Annotated in this window: 17 protein-coding genes and 1 riboswitch; of the genes, 10 read left to right on the plus strand and 7 right to left on the minus strand. The window is 43.6% G+C overall.

The genetic code is table 11. From position 1 onward, the window contains the following. Nucleotides 1-8: 8 nt before the first annotated feature. The 5 genes from AC3A14_RS04420 (at nucleotide 9) to AC3A14_RS04440 (ending at nucleotide 7826) form a co-directional block, all read left to right on the plus strand. Entirely contained in the window at nucleotides 9-3656 is a 3648-nt protein-coding gene (locus AC3A14_RS04420; protein ID WP_318732532.1) for a helicase-related protein, read from the plus strand. A gap of 79 nt (nucleotides 3657-3735) precedes the next feature. Continuing rightward, nucleotides 3736-3858: riboswitch (guanidine-I (ykkC/yxkD leader) on the plus strand. Nucleotides 3859-3948: 90 nt separating this feature from the next. Next, nucleotides 3949-5121 (plus strand): agmatinase family protein, encoded by a 1173-nt coding sequence (locus AC3A14_RS04425; RefSeq protein ID WP_318732530.1) that lies wholly within the window; start codon nucleotides 3949-3951, stop codon nucleotides 5119-5121. Nucleotides 5122-5153: 32 nt separating this feature from the next. Beyond that, entirely contained in the window at nucleotides 5154-5534 is a 381-nt protein-coding gene (gene hypA / locus AC3A14_RS04430) for a hydrogenase maturation nickel metallochaperone HypA (protein ID WP_271937143.1), read from the plus strand. Further along, nucleotides 5518-6219 (plus strand): hydrogenase nickel incorporation protein HypB, encoded by a 702-nt coding sequence (gene hypB / locus AC3A14_RS04435; protein ID WP_318732529.1) that lies wholly within the window; start codon nucleotides 5518-5520, stop codon nucleotides 6217-6219. Before hypA ends, hypB begins: the two co-directional genes overlap by 17 nt. A gap of 101 nt (nucleotides 6220-6320) precedes the next feature. Continuing rightward, nucleotides 6321-7826, plus strand: coding sequence for a high affinity choline transporter 1 (locus AC3A14_RS04440; RefSeq protein ID WP_318732527.1), 1506 nt, complete (start codon nucleotides 6321-6323; stop codon nucleotides 7824-7826). Between the two features lie 144 nt (nucleotides 7827-7970). Here AC3A14_RS04440 and AC3A14_RS04445 read toward each other — a convergent pair whose 3' ends face one another. The 6 genes from AC3A14_RS04445 to AC3A14_RS04470 all read right to left on the minus strand — a co-directional run bounded on the left by AC3A14_RS04445 (nucleotide 7971) and on the right by AC3A14_RS04470 (nucleotide 14576). Then, nucleotides 7971-10427, minus strand: coding sequence for a glycogen/starch/alpha-glucan phosphorylase (locus tag AC3A14_RS04445; protein ID WP_413039053.1), 2457 nt, complete (start codon nucleotides 10425-10427; stop codon nucleotides 7971-7973). 175 nt (nucleotides 10428-10602) lie between these two features. Next, nucleotides 10603-11067 (minus strand): pentapeptide repeat-containing protein, encoded by a 465-nt coding sequence (locus tag AC3A14_RS04450; RefSeq protein ID WP_318732524.1) that lies wholly within the window; start codon nucleotides 11065-11067, stop codon nucleotides 10603-10605. 157 nt (nucleotides 11068-11224) lie between these two features. Next, nucleotides 11225-11929: a TVP38/TMEM64 family protein gene (locus AC3A14_RS04455; RefSeq protein ID WP_318702216.1), complete on the minus strand. Its 705-nt coding sequence runs from the start codon at nucleotides 11927-11929 to the stop codon at nucleotides 11225-11227. Between the two features lie 209 nt (nucleotides 11930-12138). Further along, nucleotides 12139-12846, minus strand: a complete 708-nt coding sequence (gene rnc, locus AC3A14_RS04460) for a ribonuclease III (RefSeq protein ID WP_318702214.1) — start codon at nucleotides 12844-12846, stop codon at nucleotides 12139-12141. 144 nt (nucleotides 12847-12990) lie between these two features. Continuing rightward, nucleotides 12991-13275, minus strand: coding sequence for a hypothetical protein (locus AC3A14_RS04465; RefSeq protein ID WP_318732523.1), 285 nt, complete (start codon nucleotides 13273-13275; stop codon nucleotides 12991-12993). Between the two features lie 98 nt (nucleotides 13276-13373). After that, nucleotides 13374-14576, minus strand: a complete 1203-nt coding sequence (locus AC3A14_RS04470; RefSeq protein WP_318732522.1) for an HhoA/HhoB/HtrA family serine endopeptidase — start codon at nucleotides 14574-14576, stop codon at nucleotides 13374-13376. Nucleotides 14577-14784: 208 nt separating this feature from the next. Here AC3A14_RS04470 and gpmI point away from each other — a divergent pair, with 208 nt between their 5' ends. The 3 genes from gpmI to AC3A14_RS04485 all read left to right on the plus strand — a co-directional run bounded on the left by gpmI (nucleotide 14785) and on the right by AC3A14_RS04485 (nucleotide 17646). Next, on the plus strand, nucleotides 14785-16383 hold the full coding sequence (gene gpmI, locus AC3A14_RS04475; RefSeq protein ID WP_318732521.1) for a 2,3-bisphosphoglycerate-independent phosphoglycerate mutase: 1599 nt from the start codon (nucleotides 14785-14787) through the stop codon (nucleotides 16381-16383). A gap of 44 nt (nucleotides 16384-16427) precedes the next feature. Then, on the plus strand, nucleotides 16428-16667 hold the full coding sequence (gene secG, locus AC3A14_RS04480; protein ID WP_271936181.1) for a preprotein translocase subunit SecG: 240 nt from the start codon (nucleotides 16428-16430) through the stop codon (nucleotides 16665-16667). A gap of 79 nt (nucleotides 16668-16746) precedes the next feature. Continuing rightward, entirely contained in the window at nucleotides 16747-17646 is a 900-nt protein-coding gene (locus AC3A14_RS04485; protein WP_318732520.1) for a hypothetical protein, read from the plus strand. Here the strand turns inward: AC3A14_RS04485 and AC3A14_RS04490 are convergent. Beyond that, nucleotides 17591-18025, minus strand: a complete 435-nt coding sequence (locus AC3A14_RS04490; protein WP_318702205.1) for an NINE protein — start codon at nucleotides 18023-18025, stop codon at nucleotides 17591-17593. The two genes, AC3A14_RS04485 and AC3A14_RS04490, sit on opposite strands and share 56 nt — an antisense overlap. 466 nt (nucleotides 18026-18491) lie before the next feature. Here AC3A14_RS04490 and AC3A14_RS04495 point away from each other — a divergent pair, with 466 nt between their 5' ends. Further along, the gene (locus AC3A14_RS04495; protein WP_318732519.1) at nucleotides 18492-21242 is read left to right on the plus strand and encodes an ATP-binding protein; all 2751 of its coding nucleotides are present in this window, start codon (nucleotides 18492-18494) and stop codon (nucleotides 21240-21242) included. A gap of 53 nt (nucleotides 21243-21295) precedes the next feature. Continuing rightward, on the plus strand, nucleotides 21296-22675 hold the full coding sequence (locus AC3A14_RS04500) for a hybrid sensor histidine kinase/response regulator (RefSeq protein ID WP_318732517.1): 1380 nt from the start codon (nucleotides 21296-21298) through the stop codon (nucleotides 22673-22675). Nucleotides 22676-22697 lie beyond the last annotated feature (22 nt).

A 22697-nucleotide genomic window follows, 5' to 3' on the forward strand; every position in this document is an offset into this window, starting at 1 on the left:
AATCAGCAATGAAAATAGAAGATCAAGGACGACCATTTGAAATTGGATTTAATATTGGGATTCTCAATTATCTTCACCAAAAACAATTGTCACCGGAATGGGTTGATTATTATCGTCAAGAGCTAACAAACTTAAATTTCACAGAAATTAATAAAAAACTGATTGAAAATGCAGGTTCAATGAGTTTCAGCGATCGCCAGATCATTGAAACCTGGAGTCAACTTTTACTCTTGAAGGGGTTTCTGGGTGGGTATAATTTTTTAGCAGAATATCTGCAAGCGACGGGATGGCGAAACGTTGAGCGTTGTTTAGAGGTGCTTTATTATCAATGTGCGTTTGCGGGGGACAATAGTCTGAAGACGTATCAGAAGAGTGAAGAGCAGCTTTTTCAAGAGTGGTTATCTCAGTTAGAGGGACTCGATCCAGAGCAGTTAAAGACGTATATTAACCAATATAAGGGTACAGGAGAGTTTTTAAGAGCGGATACGCTGTTGTTGCTCCGCTATACTCGAAGTTCGCGACAAGAGTACCGAATTTTGGTGGTGGATGAATCCGTATTTGCAATTCAGTCGGAAAAGGATCTGACGAACTTAGGGCATTTTATTGAACTGATTAAAAGCAAATTAATTCAAGAAATTAATTATTTGCGCTCGAAAAGTGTGTTTTCTAAGCTGAGAATTGATACCGGAGAAAATCCAGATTTAGAGTTTCTCTTTTCTCCGGGTTTGAAGGATTATTTTACGGCGTTTAAGTCGAAGGATAAGGAGAGTGCCAAGTTGATTCAAGCGGGAGGATATGCGTATAGTTTTTATCAGTTTTTACAGAAAATAGGGATTATTCCTAAAGATTCTAAGGTGATTTTGAGTGCGATGGGATACAGCGATCGCACGATGAATACGATGACGATCCATCTGGAAAATCTCTCCTTGTTTGAAACCTGTTATCAAATTTACAAGAATGAGTCCAGTGGGAAAGAGACGATCGCAGTGCGAAAACAGGTGTTTAATCAGATCAAGCGTCAGATGGGTTCGAGTTTCAATCGCGGTAGGGAGTTTGTAGAAAAGTTGATTAACATTCCCCCAGATCGAACCACAGTGGTTACCCATAACGAGCAAATTCAGGAGTTTCTGACTTCGGTTGCACCTCTTCCCGATGATATTGCCCAAGAGTATCATCTCGATTCTAGCCTGGATTTACGCAATGGCCATGCTGAGTTGATCTGGCGATCGCTCCTTTCCGATAGTTTGTATCTTTTTTTAACGGGGAATCCAGGAATTGGCAAAACCACGGCGATCGCCAATTTCCTCAAACAGCATCAAGACGAGGGGTTTCTGTTTTTCTACGTCAGTCCCCGCAAACAGGTTAACCTCGATATCCTGGAAAAATTTAAGGATGATCGGGGAAAATGGTGCAGTAAAAACTTAGTGTGCTTAAACACGAATTCCCAGATTATTGCCGAACACAAAGGTTCTTATATGGTACAATATCTTTCCGATCGATGGCAAGGCAATTTTAGGGAACAATCCGTTTTATTTATTGATGGAAACCAAGCTCAAAAGAATCAGAAAACGTACCCTTCTCGCTTGCAACGCAAAACTGAAGATCTAATCGTCGAAGCACCCAAAAATACAGCGGGAGTCATTCGCAGCATGTGCGAAGCTATCCATACCCTTGTCGATCGTCAAAGCACCAATAAAATCGTTGCCTCCATCTCCATTCAATCCTTGAAAAAAACGCCCAATGGAAGTGATACGCTCAAGCATTTTGGCCAAATTTTCAAGGGAGCCTACAATAGCAAAACTCAAGCCGTGATTCCAGCAAAAATGCAAGCCATTTCTAAGCGGTTTAAGCACTTGTTTATCATGATTGATGAAATCACCGGAGATGATAGTGGCGCAGAATTCCTAAATCGCATTACTCAAATTCTCAGAGAGTATGGATTAACCACAGGACAACATGGATTTAATCCTAAAATTATTATCGCTGATGCTTCTATTGTAGACAAAGATGTCATTCAACAGCATTTAAAATCCGGCAATTCGGAACCCGATAAAATCTTTTTCCGCAAAGCGAAGAAAGCGGCTTCACCCTTGACGCTAGAGCGGTTTAAATTCAAACACTATCCAGCAACCCTCATTAACACTAACTCCTATCCCGCGAGCAATCTCAATATTACCTACAATATTATCATTCATTCAACCCAATTTCAAGAGCGCGATCGCTTAAAACCCAAAGAAGATGATTTACACAAAAAACTGCGAGAACAAATTTTAGCAGATATTGAGTGCATTACTGAAGAACAGGGGGAAACAGACGCTCAAATTTTAGTCTATATTCAAAATAAACAACGATTGCAACAACTGATTGAATCGCTTCAACGTCTTTGGCAGAGGTTTGAGAAAAACCAAGACTATCTAGAAATTCATTCCAGTCTTTCCGAGAGCGAAAAGCAAGTCATTCATCTCTATCAAAACCAAGTCAAAATTATCTTTATGACTTCTTCTGGCAGTCGCGGATTATCCTTTCCCAAGGTTAAGCATATTTTAGTGGATATTCCGCGCTTTCAAGTCGAAAAAAACTTGATGGAAATCATTCAAGTCATCTATCGCGGACGAGGAAACCCAGAGCTAGATAATCAATCCAAATCTTTACACTTTTATCTGGCAGAACGTGCCGTTTACTTTGACGATGAGCCACAGCTTTCCCTGCAAGAGAAAATTCTCAGCATTTTCAATATTTTGCTTCTTCTCAAAGCGTCGATCATGACGCGGATTCTGGGAGCAGGAAAAATTGGCAGACAAGACTATTTAATTATTCCCATTGGTGGAAAATCGATATCTGCGGCTGGACAAACTCTCAGCTCTCAACTGGCGAATTTGCTTAGGGAACTGAAACTAGAAGCAAGAAATTGTCCCAAGGATCGGCGCTTAGAACACACCTATGAGCATTTAAAAAGGTTACTGAGTCAAGCTGATTTTACGATTCCTAAACCAAACAAGTGTTCTTATATTTCTGAAGAGTTTAAGGATCGGTTCTTAGAGTTTAGCCAGCCTGATTTGAGCAGGTTGATCGATTTCCCACCTTTAGAAACGGGCTATTTTCAAGGCAATTTGCTCATGGTTCCCTTGGGCGATCGCGTGGTTTCGGAAACCTATACTTTATTTCTGGACTTAATTCTAGATCGGAGAACTGATGACCTGTGGAAGAATTTAAAGTACATTAGTAACTCAAAAAGTGACTACCCTGAAAACCTCAAATTTGCCACGAGAAGCGCGATTGATTTAATTGATGAAATTCGCAAAACTCAGAATAAATCCCAACACTACGAGCAGCAAAGTGAGCAACTCGATCGGTATTATGCGCTGCCGTTATTAACATTTGTCGCTAGAGAGCAGATGAAAGCATATCTGGCAGAAGGCGATCGCACTCCGTTTCTAGATACCACATTTCGCTATATTCTCGAATGCTATGTGCGATCGCTCTATCCCGTCGATAATATTCTCCCCATTGGCGATCGATACGAGGATTTTCCGTTCATCATCTTCAATAGCTACAGTTTAGGCGACATCCGCCAGCAACGATTTACCGATCGCTATCTGCTTAATTCCCATGAATTGAACATCCTCAATTTAGTTCTGTCTCAAGACAAAAAATAAAAATCAAGACTCAATTTAGTAATTCTCAATACAGTTTATTGTCTCAAAACTGGTTATAACACAGGTCAAGTCATACAAGAATAACCGCTTCTAGGGTTCCGATTGAAGTTTACAGTACTTCAGTGACTGGTCCAAGAGAAGCAAGCTAAAGTCTAATCCATAAAAGACTATAGCTCCACGGCGGGATAAAAGCCCGGGAGATTTTGGCGTTGAGAAAGAGTACGTCAAACTCCTGGGCTTTCTTCTTGTTGGACGTATTCAGAACATACTTAAAAATATAGAGCAACCCATAATGAGCGAACAACTTCCATTTCAACCTCCTGATTCTGAAGCTCAGAAGGCTTTAGAAAAAGAGAGAAATTTACCCCTAAGCGGTTGGCAGCAGGAAGTCGATCGCGGATTAGAATATGGTTTAGAAGCTGCTCAAAGTATCCGCGATCGCACCATTCCCACCTTTTCCCGTGGAGAACTCCCCCACTACGCCGGGATTAACACCTTTCTCAAAGCACCTTACTTAGAAGATGTGCGGAACGTCGGCAACTACGATATCGCCATTATCGGCGTTCCCCACGACTCCGGAACCACCTACCGTCCCGGTACTCGATTTGGTCCCCAAGGTATCCGTCGTATCAGTGCCCTTTACACCCCCTATAACTTTGAACTTGGCATTGACTTACGCGAACAAATCACCCTTTGCGATATCGGTGATATTTTCACTATTCCTGCTAACAACGAAAAATCCTTCGATCAAATCTCCAAAGGCATTGCCCATGTCTTTCATTCCGGTGCATTTCCCATCGTTTTAGGCGGCGATCATTCCATTGGATTCCCCACCGTGCGTGGTATTTGTCGCCACTTAGGAGATAAAAAAATCGGCATAATTCACTTCGATCGCCATGTGGATACCCAAGAAACCGACTTAGACGAACGGATGCATACCTGCCCTTGGTTTCATGCCACCAACATCAAAAATGCCCCCGCTAAAAACCTCGTTCAACTGGGAATTGGAGGCTGGCAAGTTCCCCGTCAAGGAGTCAAAGTTTGTCGAGAGAGAGCGACCAATATCCTAACGGTAACCGACATTACAGACATGGGATTAGATGCTGCCGCAGACTTTGCCATACAGCGAGCTACCGATGGCACAGATTGTGTTTGGATTAGCTTCGATATTGATTGTATCGATGCGGGTTTTGTCCCCGGAACCGGTTGGCCAGAACCCGGCGGGCTCCTACCCAGGGAAGCACTCTACTTACTGAAAAAAATTGTCCAAAATACTCCCGTTTGTGGTTTAGAAGTCGTGGAAGTTTCCCCTCCCTATGACATTAGTGATATCACGGCTTTAATGGCCACTCGCGTCATCTGTGATACGATGGCTCATTTAGTTATTTCTGAGCAACTTCCTCGCCAAGAAAAGCCTAGCTATATTCATCCAGAAGCCCAACCGGAACACGTTGAATGGACCTAACCCGAGGATATCACTAGAGGCAGGTAAACAACGTGCATGAAACTGATATGACCAAAGCCTTAATTTTGACGTTGCGAGACTGGTGGAATGACCAAGAAGAATCGCCCAAAATAGAAACGGTTCACCTAATCGTTGGTCAATTCACCTGTGTCGAACCGGCCAGCTTGCAATTCGCCTTTGAAGTGCAAACTCAAAACACGTTTTTAGAAGGAGCCAAACTGGCTATTCAAGAAAAACCCTTAATCGCCTTTTGCCATTCCTGTCAAATCGAATATCGACCGCAAATTGGCCAGCACTATGCCTGTCCAACCTGCAATTCTCCTATGGAAGATATTCGCTCTGGACGAGAACTCAAAATCGATCGCATTGAATATAGCCCATTAACCCCAACCAGCCATGCACCAAACCTTTGATGCTGCCTTAGAAATTAACTTACTCCATGCCAACCAAGCGGGAGCAGACCATAATCGTGCCCATTTTGATGAATGGGGGATGACTTGTCTGAACCTGATGAGTAGTCCGGGTGCAGGAAAAACGGTTCTTCTAGAGAAAACCTTAGAAGCCTTGCATTCTGACCTCAACATGGTCGTCATTGAAGGAGATATGACCACCGAACTCGATGCCGAGCGTCTGCGTCAATATGGCGTGCCCGTCATTGCGATTAATACCGGGCGTTCCTGTCATCTGGACTCCAAGATGGTCTCTGGAGGCATTCACCAGTTAGCCAACCAATACACCCCTTCCGACTTTGATTTAGTTCTGGTGGAAAACGTGGGCAATCTGGTGTGTCCCGCAGAATTTGAGGTGGGCGAACATGCCAAAGTTGCCCTCTTAAGCATTACTGAGGGAGAAGATAAACCCCTCAAATATCCAATTATGTTTCAAGAAGCGGATTGTCTCTTGGTCACCAAAATGGATCTCGCTCCCTATCTAGACATTGACCTAGAGCGGCTTGAAGCAAACGTGCGGCAAATCAATCCTCACGTTACCCTCATTCCCCTATCGGCAAAAACCGGTGAGGGATTAGATGCTTGGTTTACTTGGGTTCGCACTCAAGTAACCCCAGCGTCGGCTCAACCGCTGGCGATGCCCGTTTAGGTTGAATTAAAAAAAGCTACTCCAATGTTCTGCCAAAACTTGGAGTAGCTCTAAACCACAAAAACAGTCCATCGGTCTAAGTAGACCGGGAGAAAATAATTATGACAGAAAAGATTTTGTTCTGGGGAATTTTGCTCTTCCTCTTTGGAACCCTAGGCATTGGTGTCTGGGCTTCTAAGCAGATTAAGGGAGATAGCGTCAACTATTTGGTGGCTGGACGGGGGCTGGTTCTTCCCCTAGCGGCTGCCACCTTGATGGCTCAGTCGGTGGATTCTAATGCAACTTTGGGCAATACGGATTTAGCGGCTGAATTTGGATTTTGGGCGGGTGCGTCGTTACCGATTGGTTTAGCGTTGTGCTTGTTTCTGACGGCGCTGTTTTTCGCTAAACCGATGAACCGTATGGGATTGATTACGCTACCCGATTTCTATCGTATCAAGTACGATCGCACTACAGAATGGGTGGCATCAGTGATTATGGTGCTGAGTTTCTCCTTTCTACTGGCGGGTAATCTGGTGGCTGGGGGCTATTTGTTCCAAGCATTCATGGGCACGAACTATACTGCCGGAGCCATGTTTATTGCCATGATTGTCCTCATCTACACGGCTAGTGGGGGATTGTTTGCCGTTGCTTATACCGATGCGATTCAAGTGGCGATCGCCTTAGTCGGTATGATTGCTCTAGTGGGTTTTATTGGCTTTAACTTTGGCTTTACCATTCCCGAAGGCATGGGCCCCATGCACTTGGAGCAGTTAACCAATCCAGGAGCGGGTGCAGCGATTAACTGGGCAACCCTCTTAGCCTTGGGTTTGGGCGATATTGTGGCGATTGACTTTATGGCTCGTGTCTTTGCCTCCGATAGTCCAGAAACCGCCCAAAGAGCTTGTTTTATTGGCTCTGCGGGAACCATCCTGATTGGCGTGCCGTTCTCAATGGTGGCGTTGTCTGCACCGTCTATTTTAGCACAAGCGAATATTACCCCAGAGGGGCCCCTGCTCTATGCCTTGCTACAAGGCGTTGTTCCTCCCCTAGTGGGACTTTTGGTGATTGCAGCGATTCTTTCTGCTTCTTTGTCCACAGCAGATGGGGCAATTTTAGGCACGTCTTCGGTGATTGCCCATAATATTATCGGCATTCGCCATGATGAACACAATGCTGGCGGCGATCGTTTATTATTAATTACCCGATTAATGGCCGTTGTCATTACCGCCATGGGCTTATTCTTTGCCTTGCGTATTCCTCAAACGGGGATTCTCTTACTCTTAGCTTTTGATATTGGCTTTGCTGGATTATTAATTCCCCTAGCCGGAGGACTCTATTGGCCGGGGGCAACAAAACAAGGAGCCTTAGCCTGTATTATTTTGGGAACGCTAACTCGTATTGTCATGTTTGTTCTCATGCCTACGACATTTGGCTTGGACAATACTTTACTCTATATTCCCAATGATTTATTTACGCCCGATTTTGATGGCTTTCCTACTTTAATTAGTCCTTTCGTTGGATTAGCGGCCTTTATTATCGGATCAAATTTAACCAGAGGGAAAGGTAATACAGCTAATGTCCTAGAAGAGCGCGACGCTCATATAGCGCTGCGCGCTAGGGAATAGGGAATAGGTTTCACTTCGTTCAACCCAACCTACGGGAAAATGGCGAAGGTATTGTGAGAGGCAAGGGGCTTTTAAGCCCCTTGTTAAGCGCAACATGATACAGGAATGATATTAGGCCACTTTCTATTGCCTATTGCCTAATTGCTAAGATGAATAAACCGGGTGAATGTGCCAAATATCTCTCGCGTATTCGGCGATCGCGCGATCGCTAGAAAACTTACCGATCCTCGCCGTATTCAAAATCGATTTTCTTGTCCAGCTTGCCCGATCTTGATAGGCTTGACTGACGCGTTCTTGACAGTTGATATAATCTGCATAATCAGCAAAGAGCAAATATTCATCCCGATCCAATAAGGAATCAATAATAGGCTGAAATAACTCCGGATTTTCGGGTGAAAACTCCCTTTTCGTAATTCCATCCATCACCATTTTCAGTTCGCGATTCCAGTGATAATAGGATTTCAGATCGTATCCCTTTGCTTTTAGTGCTTGCGCTTGGGATGCGGTTAAGCCAAACAAGAAGAAATTCTCCTCTCCCACTTCTTCCCGGATTTCAATATTTGCCCCATCTAATGTACCAATAGTGACTGCACCATTGAGGACAAATTTCATATTTCCCGTCCCCGATGCCTCCTTTCCTGCCATAGAAATCTGTTCTGAGAGATCGGCGGCTGGGTAAATTTTTTGTCCCAAGGAAACGGAATAGCCTGCCAGGAATACGACTTTTAGGCGATCGCCCACTTCTGGATCGTGATTCACCACCCTTGCGACCGCATTAATCAACTGAATCACCATTTTTGCCATAAAATACCCTGGAGCGGCTTTCCCGGCGAAAATAAACGTTCTAGGGACGAGATTTAACCCAGGATTCTGCTTAATCCGATAATACAACGTGATAATATGCAACACATTCAACAGTTGACGCTTATACTCGTGCATCCGCTTCACTTGAATATCAAACAAAGAATCTGGATTCACTTCTAAATCATTAAACAACAAAATATGCTCGGCTAAAGCCACCTTATGGTCATATTTAATCTGTTGCCATTCCTGTTGAAATTCAGGATCGTCAGCATAAGGTTCTATCCCTCGCAATTGATCTAAATCCGTAATCCAGTCCTGGACAATTTTTGAGGAAATTAATTTAGACAATTGGGGATTACTCAACAGCAACCAGCGCCTTGGTGTAATGCCATTCGTTTTATTTTGAACCTTTTGCGGCCAATAGTCGTGAAAATCAGGTAAAACTTGAGCTTTTAACAAATCAGTATGCAGTTGTGCCACCCCATTAATGCAATAGGAACCTACACAAGCTAAATGGGCCATTCTAATCTTTTTCTCTGGATCTTCCTGCACTAAAGACATGCGCGATAACCGCTCTAAATCCCCTGGATATCGAGAACGAACTTCATTTAAAAATCGCTGATTAATTTCATAAATGATTTCTAAATGCCTGGGGAGCAACGACTCAAATAAACTCACCGGCCAAGTTTCCAGCGCTTCCGAAAGTAGGGTATGATTCGTATAGGCAAAAACATGCTTGGTAATATACCAAGCTCTATTCCAGCCCAAGTTGTACTCATCCACTAATAGCCGCATCAACTCGGCTACACCAATGGAGGGATGGGTATCATTAAGCTGAATGGCCACTTTTTCATGGAAATGATCGAAATTCTCATATTGCCGTCGATAGCGGTTAATGATATCTTGTAGAGAACAACTGACAAAGAAATATTGTTGCTCTAGACGTAACTGTTTACCTTGATAAGTATTATCATTTGGATAGAGAACTTTAGAAATATTTTCTGAGAAAATTTTATCCGATACAGCTCCTATATAATCTCCGCGATCGAATTGAGCAAAATCAAGTTCTTCCGTGGCATAAGCTCGCCATAATCGTAACCGATTGACGGTCTGATTTTGATATCCAGGGACAGGAGTATCATAGGGCGTTCCAGTAATTTCGCGATCGCCAATCCACCGAACATGCATTTGCCCAGATTCATCAGGGTGAAATTCCGTATAGCCGCCAAATTTCACCCGCACACTGGCTTCTGGACGATACACCTCCCAAGGGTTTCCATAGCGTAACCATTTATCAGGACGTTCTATTTGCACCCCATTGATAATCAGTTGATCGAAAATGCCAAATTCATAGCGAATTCCATACCCGATCGCGGGCAAACTCAAGGTAGCCAATGAATCTAAAAAGCAGGCAGCCAATCGACCTAATCCCCCATTGCCTAAACCGGGTTCTGCTTCTAAAACGACCAAATCTTGTAGGTTTAAGCCCAATTGCGTTAAGGCTTTTACTGTATCGTCATAAATGCCCAAATTGAGTAAATTATTACTCAATTGGCGACCCATGAGAAACTCTGCGGACAGGTAATAGACGGTTTTGGCTTGATGTTTGCGGTAGCGACTGCTGGTATTGAGGCGATGATCCAGGAGGCGATCGCGCACCGTATACGCCAGAGCCATATAATAATCATGGGGCGTGGATAAATTAATCGTTTTCCCTTGAATACAATGCAGATTACGGATAAAATCCTGTTTTAAGGCTTCTACCTGACTTTCCTGACTGCCAGGATCTACGTTCATCACATCATTATCTTGGGAAAAAAATTGACTTGACATAATCTAATTTCAATTATAGTTACATAATTTTGAAGTGTAGATGTCAGAAGATACCCTAATTATGCTGTACTTAACCCACTGTTCTGGATCGCCGTAACAAGGTGATTTAAAGCCCTCTGCCTTGTTCCGATCTTTTTTCTTAAGTATGTTTTCCCCCATCTGGCATAACAGCTTTACTCAAGTCTGTTTTCTCCAACTTGGCTGTGTCGAATTGGGCATTTGTTAAGTTCGCCCGACATAAACTAGCCAGACTTAAATCAGCATAGCTTAAATTAGCATCGGTTAAATCTGCGCCAGTTAAATCCGCGCTACTTAAATCTGCACCACTTAAATCCGCGCCTCGAAGATCTGCACCAATTAAATCTGCTTCACTGAGATTAATTCCACTCAAATTAGCACAGTACAAATTGGCTCGAATTAACCGAGCGCGAAACAAATCAGCACCTAATAGATTAATCCGAAACAGATTCGCAGCAAATAGATCCGCTCGCAATAAGCGAATTCCGGGTAAACTAGCACTACTCAATTCAGCTCGGAACAGGTCAACGTCTTTAAAATAGCGTTCCCCTGCGGCATAACGGTCTAGAAATTCATTAACATTCATAGAGACGTTCAGGTTTTAACTCGAACACACACTCTATTCTCTCAACTGAAGGGGGCAAACGTCACCTATCTAGGGGGTTTTTCGTAACAATTTGTTATATAGCGCTATGGGCTGGTAATGGGGAATGAGGAATATAAAAAATAGAATTCACCTCGATCTATAGGCTTTCTTCTAATGTTTTCTGAGCTAATTTTGAACCATAAATAATCAAGCTTAACGTCGCTAAAGTCCCGATCGCATAAATTGTACCTTGAACCATCTGTCCTCTGATCCCTAAATCCAGACTGGAATTCCCTAATTGGGTAACATCCCCAATTAAAGAGCCAATATAAGTATAACCGACAATACCCGGAATCATACCGATCGATCCCCAAACATAATCTTGAAGAGAAACTTGCATCACTCCAAAGGTATAATTGAGCAAATTAAAGGGAAAAATAGGAGATAAGCGAGTTAATAATACAATCTTAAATCCAGATTTAACAACTGCCCGATCGAGGGCAAGAAATTTGGGATATTGGGAGAGTTTGCGGATTGCCCAATCCCTGGAAACATACCGTCCTAATAGAAATGCCAGGGTTGCTCCTAATGTGGAAGCGATAAATACATAAACCGATCCCCAGAATACGCCATAGATTGCACCACCACCCAGGGTTAAAATGACAGCGGGAATTAATAGTACAGTGGCAAGATTATACAAGAGAATATAAGCGATAATACCCTGTTGAGAATATTGAATCGAGATCAGTAGGGTTTTGAGCAAGTCCTGCATATTTTTCCCTTGCAGAACGATAATCGTTAAGGCAACACCAGATGCAATTAAGATTAAGGCGATCGCTCGTTGACCTAGACCCCTGTTCATCTGATTAACTCCATTTTCCCCAACTCTGAGCTAAGATATAGAATAATTCATTCTGGTGAATTTAATCTGAAATTCTGCTGAGTAGAAGATGAAAATATAGGGCTTTGTGCTGGGAATGAGGGATAGGGAACAGGTAATGGTCGCCTTATAGATTCTATATTATCCTTGCTAGAAGCAATTGTACCCAACCCTTACCCATTTTCATTGATCTAACCACCAACATGCTGCAAGGCATCTTCAGCGGCTTTTTTCTCTGCTTCCTTTTTGCGACGACCTTGACCTTCTCCATACTTTTTCCCCTTTACCCAAACTTCAACCCAGAAAATTTTCTCATGATCTTCTCCCGCTTCTTTGACTAATTTATATTCTGGTGTTTGTTGATATTCTTTCAATGCCCATTGCTGAAATTTTCCTTTACTATCGATTAAATTTGGAAGGGTTTGATCGTCTGATGACTCTATCAAATCATCAGCAATGTCTGTAAACAAACGAGTTACAAACTGCCGCACTTTGACGATACCGGTATCTAAATAATATGCACCAATAATTGCTTCTAATGTATCACTGAGTAAAGCCGGATTGTTCTGGGCATTGTTTTGGATTGCCCCTTTCCCTAAACGCATCAGTTCACCTATACCTAATTCTTCGGCTAATCGCGCTAATTGCTTTTCATCGACTAATTTAGAACGCAATCGTGTCATTTGAGCTTCTGTAATGTTTACGGAACTGCCATAGCGCTTATAAATGAGTTCGCTGACTAAAAACCCTAAAACGGCATCTCCCAAAAACTCTAATGCTTCGTTATCCTCTAGGATATCTGAATGCTCATTCGTATAAGAGCGATGGGTTAAAGCATGAAGCCAAAGAGCTTCATCTTTTAGGGTTGGCAGTTGAATGGGTTGACTGGAACGAGGCATAGACTATCTCAAAATAGTCTATAACTATATCACTTTTTCTATACACATGTCAACCGGAGATTGCTCAACTGCGCCTCCAATCAAGGATTATAGCAACCGCGAATTTCTTTGAATTCACCTAACTTAGTCCCTATTCCTGTTCCATTACTGTACAACCCAACAGGTTAAGGAGTCCCTTAAATAATCCCATTCGGTGTCAGAAATCAAGCCACAATCACGAAACTCGGCTAAGACCTGCTCCAGGCTTGTCCAAGCATTTCGTCGGTCAATGCGATCGCGAGCTTCCTGAAGAGCAGAAAAGGGATCGAAATGAATGCCGACTAAACACCCCATTCCGGAATAATCTCCTTTTGGACTTATTAGATCTACGTGCCAATATTGTTCGTCGAAAAAAACTTGAATAATCCAACCTTTATAATAATCAATCATGGGTTCTTTGTGGCAATAAAATCCGATTAATTCTTGATTTTGATCCCCTACTTCGATGGATTCCTCTCATCCGGAACGCTGTGGTCAATTGACCAGGCTTAGGGTTGAGACTGGGGCAAGGTTCCAGGGCGAATAGAAATCTCCACTTTCTGACCGGCTCGGTTAACTTCTAAAAACAATAATTCGCCAACGGTAGATTCTTCTACTAGCTCTTGGACTTCTGTGGCCTTTTGTACGGGAATTCCATCGACCCTCAGAATAATATCTCCAGGTTGTAATTGGGAATTTTCCGCTGGAGAATTCTTGACAATTCCTGTAATAATCACTCCTTCATTGAGGCTTTCGGCGATCGGGAATTGCTGTTGTTGCAATAAAGATTTGGCGGCAGGAGTTAAATCCACCATTTGAATGCCCAAAAATGGATGTTCTGCTGTACCTGTGGTAAATAATTGATCGGCGACCCGTAGGGCAGTTTCAATGGGAATGGCAAATCCCAATCCTTGGGCATCAGCGCGAATAGCTGTATTAATGCCAATCACCTGGCCCTGCTCATTTAATAAGGGGCCTCCCGAATTCCCCGGATTAATGGCAGCATCAGTTTGAATAAAACGCACGCGCTTATCTGGAATTCCAACTTGAGCGCTCGATCGCCCCGTGGCACTAATAATCCCAGCCGTCACCGTATTGTCTAAGCCTAACGGATTGCCAATGGCGATCGCCCACTGTCCTGGTACTAAAGGCTCTGAGCCACCGATTTCTACCACAGGCAAGCCCTGAGCCTCAATTTTAACCACAGCAATATCCGTTACCCGATCTCTACCCAAGACCACTCCCTGAAAGGTTCGCCCATCCCGGAGCGTAATATCTACTACATCTGCACCTTCAACCACATGGGCATTAGTAATCAATTGTCCTTGGGTACTCAAAATCAAGCCCGATCCCGTTCCCCGCTCCAACCGTTCGGGTTCAGTAGGGATATCGTCTCCAAAGAACCGATCCAATAACGGATTGCGAAATGGTGGAGAAATCTGAGATTTTACTCGTCGAGTGGCATCAATTCTGACTACGGCTGGGCCTACTTTTTCCACCGCTCTAGCAATAAAATTAGTGGGGATAGGCTCCGTTGATTTAGCGATCGCCGAAGGTTGAGGTAAAGGAGGCAACACAACAGGAACCGCAGAAGAATCGGAATAGCTTAAAACCCGATCTCGCTCCAGATATCGGCTCCCTAGCCAACCTGCACTACTTCCCATAACAAATACACCCAGATAAGCGATCGCCCGTTTAACCAATAAGCTCATAGCCTTTTATCCACCCAGAAGATCCTGATTACCATGAAGAATACAAGTGCAAAAACGCATCTTGTTTACTATCGACACCTTAAACTAACTCCCTTAATTTTAGCTTCCCATTTTCAATTAACTTTCACCTCTACAGCAATTTAAGCAGCAGCTTTTTCACACTGATGGTATGATGGGCACAGAAATTCAGCAAAAGGGTGAAGAGGTTATGGCAAAAGCACCGATATCTCCTGTGGTGCTGGTCATTTTAGATGGCTGGGGTTACCGTGAAGCCACCGACGGAAACGCCATTGCCGTCGCGAAAACACCCATAATGGATAGCCTACAGGCAGCTTACCCCAATACCTTAATTCAAACCTCTGGAAAAGCTGTCGGGTTACCTCAAGGGCAAATGGGTAACTCAGAAGTGGGTCATATGAACATTGGCGCAGGCCGAATTGTAAAACAAGAACTGCTTCGCATTAGTGATGCAGTAGAAGAAGGTTCCCTACAAGAGAACCCCGCTTTACAAACGGTTTGTGAGCAAGTCAAATCCCGCTCTAGCAAACTCCACCTGATTGGACTTTGCTCAGACGGAGGGGTTCATTCCCACCTAGACCATCTATTGGGATTACTAAAACTAGCCAAAACACAGGAGATTGAACAAGTCTGTATTCATGCGATCATGGATGGTCGTGACACCTATCCCACTGATGGGGTGAAAAACCTGGAAAAACTGCAAGCAGAACTCAACTGCATGGGAGTTGGGAAAATTGTCACCCTCATGGGCCGCTATTATGCCATGGATCGCGATCGCCGATGGGATCGGGTGCAAAAAGCCTATCAAGTCCTGATCGACGATACTATTACTGCTCAAGGGGATGCGATCTCACTTTTGAAAGCATCCTATGAGCAAGGAGTCACCGATGAGTTTGCGATCCCTGTCCGTTGCGCTCCAGGTTCAGTAGAACCGGGGGATGGCATAATCTTTTTTAACTTCCGCCCCGATCGCGCTCGGCAGCTTACCCAAGCCTTCGTCGATCCCGATTTTGACGGATTTGAGCGGACGATCGTCGATCCCCTGTCTTTCGTTACGTTTACCCAATATGATGCAAGTCTGCCGGTATCTGTTGCCTTTGAACCCCAAAACCTGAACAATATTTTGGCAGAGGTTTTGGCCCAACAAGGACTACGACAGTTTCGCAGTGCAGAAACCGAAAAATATGCCCATGTAACCTATTTCTTTAATGGGGGACTCGAAGATCCAGTAGAAGGAGAAGACCGAGAATTAATTCCCTCTCCCCAGGTTCCCACCTACGATCGACAGCCGAGTATGTCTGCCGAAGCCGTCACAGAAACGGCCATTTCTGCCATCGAAGAACAAGTTTATTCTATGGTAGTGATTAATTATGCCAATCCGGATATGGTGGGTCATACGGGAATGATGGATGCAGCCGTTCAGGCGATTGAAACGGTCGATCGCTGCTTAGGTCATCTGATCGAGGCGATCGGTAAAGTCGGAGGAACCACGATTATTATTGCCGACCATGGCAATGCCGAACTCATGTACGATGAGAAAGGGAATCCTTGGACAGCCCATACGACAAATCCCGTGCCTTTTATCCTGGTTGAAGGTGAAAAGCGTAAAATTCCTGGCCATGGCAACAATGTTGCCTTGAGAAGCGATGGTTGTTTGGCAGACATTGCCCCTACCATCCTGGAAATTCTACAAATTCCTCAACCTAAGGAAATGACTGGGAAATCTATGTTTCAGAACCCTGTCTATGAAGTGCAACCCAATCGATCGCCGGTTTCCCTCTCTCGGTAAACCCGCACTTCATTATTCCATGATTGTTTATTCCATTTCACCCTATGAGTGTTGTCAGTATCCTACAAATTGTTTGGGCCATCTCAGCCTTTAGTCTGGTGGTCTTAATTCTTCTCCATAGTCCGAAAGGAGACGGTATTGGCGGTATTGGCGGCCAAGCCCAGTTATTTACCAGTGCTAAAAGTGCTGAAACAACCTTAAATCGGACAACCTGGGCTTTAACTGTTCTCTTTCTTGGCTTAACGGTAGTGTTAAGCGCTGGATGGTTAGAACCTGTTGGTTAATGCCATGGCTCCTTGGCGATGGATAGCCAAAAGGTTAAACCTTTTCCGTCAAGGTCTATGCTTAAGATCTTGGATGGGCATGATGATACGACCCATCGCTTACGCGATCGCCACAGTCCTGTTGGCGGTCTTTTCTTGTACAACCATTCTAGCCCTTCCCCCCAGAATTAGGGTTTCTCTACCACAAGCCCATCCCCTCCCCTCCCTTTTAGCCCAATGGCACGATCCGGAAGAACTCGGAGACTATTTTGAAGCAATTAAACCCCTCAAAATTGGGTATTTAATTTGGTCTGAATTCCCCGTACAAGTGTCTCTGGATGTCGATAGCCCCGATCCGCGTTGGGTTGAAGCCGTCACCCGTGCCATTGAGGAATGGCAAGCCTATTTGCCCTTAGAAATTAGCGATCGCCCCGATCGATCCCATATCATTATTCACCGACAGCATCCTCCCCTCAAACTCGGCCCCGATGGTCAGCTTGGACGAGTGCGATCGGCTACCACTAACTATGAACTCTATCTTGACTCTCCTCCTCATCAGCCCGATCGGGAATACCTGCTCCATCGCTGTGAAATCTTCCTGACTCCAAATCAAACATCAGAATATACCCTCGCCACTGCTCGTCACGAACTGGGCCATGCTCTCGGTATTTGGGGCCATTCTCCCGAACCCACCGACGCGCTCTATTTCTCCCAAGTGCCCAATCCTCCCCCCATCTCCTCTCGCGACCTCAATACCTTGAAACGCATTTATCAACAACCCACCCACCTCGGTTGGCCCGTTCCGTCACAACGCTCTAGTATATGGGGTCACAGGGCCTCCCTCCCCTCCTTGCCCAGTCTTCAGTCTCTGCCTACCCTACCTCCTCTCCCGACGCTTCCTGCATTGCCCAAACTTCCCCAACTGCCTAAATTGCCTCCTTACCCTAAGCAATCTTGTCTAAAAGTTGGCGGCGTTTCTGTTCAAACTCATACTCAGTAATCAGTCCCTCTTGACGCAAAGCCTCTAACTCCCGTAGGGCATCCGCTACCGACTCTACTCGATCGGCGATCGGGCCAGTTGGTGTAGAATCCTGCTTCGGCCAAAACTTTGACCAATTGACTTGGGGGATTTTCAGTCCTGGAATAACAGGAACCGGGCCGGGATAATTCTGGTTAAATTCTTCATCATTTTGTACCAAATACCACACGCCATCAATTGCGCTAGCCACATGGGGAATTGGAGTCCAAGACAATAATAAATAGATCGCCCCCCATAAAGGTTGACCTAAATAAAACTTATGCAATCCGGCGATCGGAATCAACATCCCAGAAAACGCCAAAATCATACCTACTTTTCGACTCTTTTCCTTATTCAACACCTCATTTCACCTATAAAGCCCATCCTAATCTGCTTATACATATAATAGACCCTCTGATAGCCCTAAATTTCGTAGAATTACCCTTCTTTTCTCAGTATGCCCAATCAGGTAGGAATTAAGTGAAGGGATTTATGCAGAGGAAAAAAGTATTGAAAAAGCGTGGCACTCGCTAAAACCTTCGATCTCTAGGTGATACCGAAACATCACAATTTCCAAGAGTGAGAGAAAAGGATTAGAGTAGACGCTTATTGATCAAAAGGTTATCTTAGAAAAGCTATTATACCCTAGCTATAGTAGAGTGATGCAAGTTAAAATATAGGGAGAGATGAGATAATTTCTTCTAGCGATTTCCCGGAAAAAGAAGTGATTAATGATGCCTCCCGTATTAGGGGGAATCATGATTATGATAATTAATAAATTAGCAGAGAAAATTGAACTATAAATTTCATCATATCTGGAGGTTAAATTGACTAAGCAAATCGTTTCTCAACAAAAAAACGCTCGCTTCTTCCCTTTACGCCTTATTCTCGTCCTCCCTTTTATTACCCAAATTATTGTAGCAGTTAGCCTAACGGGCTATTTTTCCATCCGCAACGGTCAAAAAGCAGTCAATGATGTTGTCCGTCAACTCCGCCAAGAAGTGGTCGCCCGCGTTAAACTTCACTTGACCAGCTTTATGGCTAAACCCATTGAAATCAATCAAATGAATGCCAGAGCGATCGCTCTCGGTATGCTCGATATTGGCGATCGCTCGGAATTAATGCAACATTTTTGGAATCAGAGTCAGAGTTTTGGCCAAACCGTACCGCTCTTTATTTTCTTTGGGAATGCTGCTGGAGGTTATGCAGGTGCGGGATTATTTGATTTGGGCGAAAAGAATATCGAATTGGCTTATACACCGGATTTCAAGCCAGGGGGCTTACATAGCTATGTCGCCGATGAAATGGGTTATGAAACCTCGCAACCCTACTATGAAGAAGATGGCGCGATCGTTGCCAACAATTATGATTCACGGCAGCGTCCTTGGTTTCGCGAAGCAGTAAAAGCGAAAAAAGCGACTTGGACAGATGTTTATATCTATGCTGAAGGAATTTTGGGAACAACAGCCAGTCAACCCCTTTATGACAATGACGGCCAACTTCTCGGCGTTACAGCCGTAGATTTTTCCTTGGAGGGAATTAGCAAGTTTTTGGGTCAAATTGAAGTTGGAAAAACGGGTAAAGTTTTTATTATCGAGCGCGATGGCTTTCTGGTGGGGAGTTCCAGCGATGAATCTCCTTATGTCGAAGCACTTCAAGGAGAAGAAGCGGAGAAATTGCCAGCAAATGAGAGTGGAATTCCCTTAATTCGCCAAACAGCCCTGGCAATACAAGAAAAATTTCCAGGTTTTGCATCGATCGACGAGGAAAATCAACTCGAATTTATGATTGATAGTCAACGTCAGTTTGCCAGCATTTCCCCCTTTCAAGACAATTATGGTTTGGATTGGTTGATCGTTGTCGTGGTTTCCGAAGCTGATTTTATGGAGCAGATCGATGCCAATACCCGAAATACGGTTTTACTCTGTCTTTTAGCACTCATCGCTGCTGCACTCCTCGGACTCTATACCTCGCGCTGGGTGACTCAACCCGTTTTGGGTTTGGCGCGATCGGCAGAAGCCCTGTCTCGCAAAGATTTAGAGCAGGAAGTCTCTGGTGGGACAATTTCCGAACTCAATACTCTTGCGAATGCCTTTAATCGCATGGCAATCAAGCTTAAAGCATCATTTGAAACCCTCGAAGGCCGAGTCCGAGAGCGAACTGCAGAACTAGCGATCGCCAAAGAAAAAGCCGAAATTGCCAATCAAGCTAAAAGTACTTTTGTGGCCAATATGAGCCACGAGTTGAGGAGTCCCCTCAATGCCATTCTCGGTTTCGGGCAAATTATGACCCGCTCCCAAACCTTGCCCAAGGAACATCAAGAAAATGTCAGTATTATCAATCGTAGTGGCGAACATCTGCTGACCTTGATTAACAACATCTTGGATCTCTCGAAAATTGAAGCTGGACGCATCACCCTCAATGAGAAAAACTTCGATCTCCATCAGCTTCTCGGAGATATTGAAGATATGCTGCACCTCAAAGCCGAAGCCAAAGGACTGCAACTTTTGGTCGAGCATACCAACGAGATCCCTCAATATATTCGCACCGATGAAGTCAAACTTCGTCAAGTGTTAATCAACCTCATTAACAACGCCATTAAATTTACCGAAGAAGGGGGCATTTCCGTTCGAGTGGGCAAAGAAGCCCAAAATGAAAATTCTACTCGCATTCTATTTGAAGTCGAAGATACCGGAGCGGGAATTGCTCCTGAAGAACTCAACAAGCTCTTTGAAGCCTTTGTCCAAACCGAAAGCGGAAAACAAGCACAAGAAGGAACCGGCTTGGGTTTGCCCATTTCTCGCAAATTCGTGCAACTGATGGGAGGCGATATCCAAGTCAAGTCGCAAGTCAACAAAGGTACGACCTTTTCCTTTGAAATCAAAGCTACCATGGTTAAAGAGAGCGATATTGAACGTAAAGCCCCCAAACGTCCAGTTATTGCCCTCGAACCCAACCAACCCCGCTATCGCATCCTCATCGTCGATGACAAACCCCTCAATCGCCAACTTTTAATCAAACTCCTCTCTCCCTTGGGATTGTCACTCAAAGAAGCGAGTAATGGACAAGAAGCTATCAAAATCTGGGAAGAGTGGGAACCGCAACTGATTTGGATGGATATGCGAATGCCAGTGATGGATGGCTATACTGCCACGCAAAAGATCAAAGCAACAACAAAAGGGCAAGCCGTGGCAATAATTGCCCTCACTGCAAGCGTCTTAGAAGAAGAAAAAGTGGTGGTACTATCGGCAGGGTGCAACGATTTTGTGAGGAAGCCATTTCGAGAGGAAGAGATTTTCCAGAAGATGGAAGAACATATCGGAGTGCGCTTTCTTTACGAGGAAATTGAGAGCACGCCGAGTAAAGAAGAAGAAATTCAAGAATCCATTGAAGAAAAAATGAAAGCGTTACCGGACACCCTAAAAGAGAAATTACAAGATGTTATCTTGAGATCGGATTTAAGTGGGATCGCTGGAACCCTTCTAGAAATTCGTCAAGTTGATGAAGTTCTGGCGGAAACTGTGCAACAATTCTGCGATCGCTTTGAATACGATAAAGTGCTAAATTTGTTGAGCTAAACTGCTAAGTATATAGGTGCCTGACTAATATACAAATCTTGATTATCAAAATTATGAACTTTAATTCCATTGATCCAGAACCAGGAAACATTCTTGTTGTTGATGATACTCCTGCTAATCTTCAACTCTTAATCCGTATATTATCAGAACAAGGTTATAAGGTTCGTCCTGTCCCTAACGGACGATTGGTTTTTCAAGGAATTCATCGGGAATATCCTGATTTGATTTTACTTGATATTCAAATGCCAGAAATGGATGGGTATGAAGTGTGCCAGAAGTTGAAAGCTGATGAGCGCACGCGAGATATCCCCATAATTTTTATTAGTGCCCTCAACGATGTATTTGATAAAGTCAAAGCGTTTGAGATAGGAGGAGTTGATTATATGACTAAACCTTTTCAAGCAGCAGAAGTTTTAGCTCGCGTTAAAACGCATATCACCTTATCCAAATTGCAAAAAAAATTGCAAGACAAAACAGAAAATCAGGACAGAAAACTGCAAGAAAAAGCTGTTACACTAGAAAATACAGTGCAACAATTGGAACGTACAAATCGTCAACTAGAAAGTGCAAATTTACAATTAGAAAATAATTTAGAAGAGCTAAAAAAAACCCAGTTACAATTAGTACAAAGTGAAAAGATGGCAACATTAGGTCAACTGGTAGCCGGAGTTGCCCATGAAATCAATAATCCGATTGGGTTTATTGATGGAAATATTAACTATGCTTTTGAATATATTCAAGATTTAATTCGATTAGTAGATCTTTACCAAAATGAAGGGCCGGATCGTGATGCACAAATCCAAGAATACATTAAAGAAATTGAACTGGATTTTTTGGTTGAAGATTTACCGAAAACAATTACATCGATGAAAGACGGTGCCGATCGCATTCGCAATATTAGCAAATCCCTCCGCACATTTTCTCGTAGAGATAGCGATCGCAAAGTTAATTTTACAATTCATGAAGGAATTGATAGTACATTATTAATTTTAAAACATCGCCTCAAAGAGACTGGAGAACGTCCCAAGATCGAAGTGCTTAAAGAATATAGTGATGTGCCGGAAATTAACTGTTTTCCAGGAAAACTCAATCAAGTGTTTATGAATCTTCTCTCTAATGCGATCGATGCCCTTGATGAGGCCTTACAAAATCCTTCTCATTCTCAACCTCAACGGATTACCATTAAAACTGAAGTGGGTGCAGAAAAAAATCAAATCATTATCTGGATTGAAGATAATGGCATAGGAATGGCAGAAGCAACACAAAATAAAGTTTTCGATCATTTATTTACGACTAAGGGTGTCGGGAAAGGAACTGGTTTAGGACTTTCCATTACTCGGGAAATTATCGAAAAGCAACATGGGGGAAAAATTTGGTTTGAATCGGAATTTGGGAAAGGGACGAAATTTGCGATCGCGCTCCCACTGTCTTAACGTAACCCTCTTTTATCAATGT

Source organism: Roseofilum sp., assembly GCF_982964205.1.

What these genes read in the sequence shown, in the direction of transcription:
- AC3A14_RS04450 (WP_318732524.1), bottom strand. Translation starts at nt 11,067, where the DNA reads ATGAATGTTAATGAATTTCTAGACCGTTATGCCGCAGGGGAACGCTAT.
- AC3A14_RS04455 (WP_318702216.1), bottom strand. Translation starts at nt 11,929, where the DNA reads ATGAACAGGGGTCTAGGTCAACGAGCGATCGCCTTAATCTTAATTGCA.
- hypB (WP_318732529.1), top strand. Translation starts at nt 5,518, where the DNA reads ATGCACCAAACCTTTGATGCTGCCTTAGAAATTAACTTACTCCATGCC.
- AC3A14_RS04445 (WP_413039053.1), bottom strand. Translation starts at nt 10,427, where the DNA reads ATGAACGTAGATCCTGGCAGTCAGGAAAGTCAGGTAGAAGCCTTAAAA.
- AC3A14_RS04470 (WP_318732522.1), bottom strand. Translation starts at nt 14,576, where the DNA reads ATGAGCTTATTGGTTAAACGGGCGATCGCTTATCTGGGTGTATTTGTT.
- AC3A14_RS04440 (WP_318732527.1), top strand. Translation starts at nt 6,321, where the DNA reads ATGACAGAAAAGATTTTGTTCTGGGGAATTTTGCTCTTCCTCTTTGGA.
- rnc (WP_318702214.1), bottom strand. Translation starts at nt 12,846, where the DNA reads ATGCCTCGTTCCAGTCAACCCATTCAACTGCCAACCCTAAAAGATGAA.
- secG (WP_271936181.1), top strand. Translation starts at nt 16,428, where the DNA reads ATGAGTGTTGTCAGTATCCTACAAATTGTTTGGGCCATCTCAGCCTTT.
- AC3A14_RS04465 (WP_318732523.1), bottom strand. Translation starts at nt 13,275, where the DNA reads ATGATTGATTATTATAAAGGTTGGATTATTCAAGTTTTTTTCGACGAA.
- AC3A14_RS04425 (WP_318732530.1), top strand. Translation starts at nt 3,949, where the DNA reads ATGAGCGAACAACTTCCATTTCAACCTCCTGATTCTGAAGCTCAGAAG.
- AC3A14_RS04500 (WP_318732517.1), top strand. Translation starts at nt 21,296, where the DNA reads ATGAACTTTAATTCCATTGATCCAGAACCAGGAAACATTCTTGTTGTT.
- gpmI (WP_318732521.1), top strand. Translation starts at nt 14,785, where the DNA reads ATGGCAAAAGCACCGATATCTCCTGTGGTGCTGGTCATTTTAGATGGC.
- AC3A14_RS04485 (WP_318732520.1), top strand. Translation starts at nt 16,747, where the DNA reads ATGATGATACGACCCATCGCTTACGCGATCGCCACAGTCCTGTTGGCG.
- AC3A14_RS04420 (WP_318732532.1), top strand. Translation starts at nt 9, where the DNA reads ATGAAAATAGAAGATCAAGGACGACCATTTGAAATTGGATTTAATATT.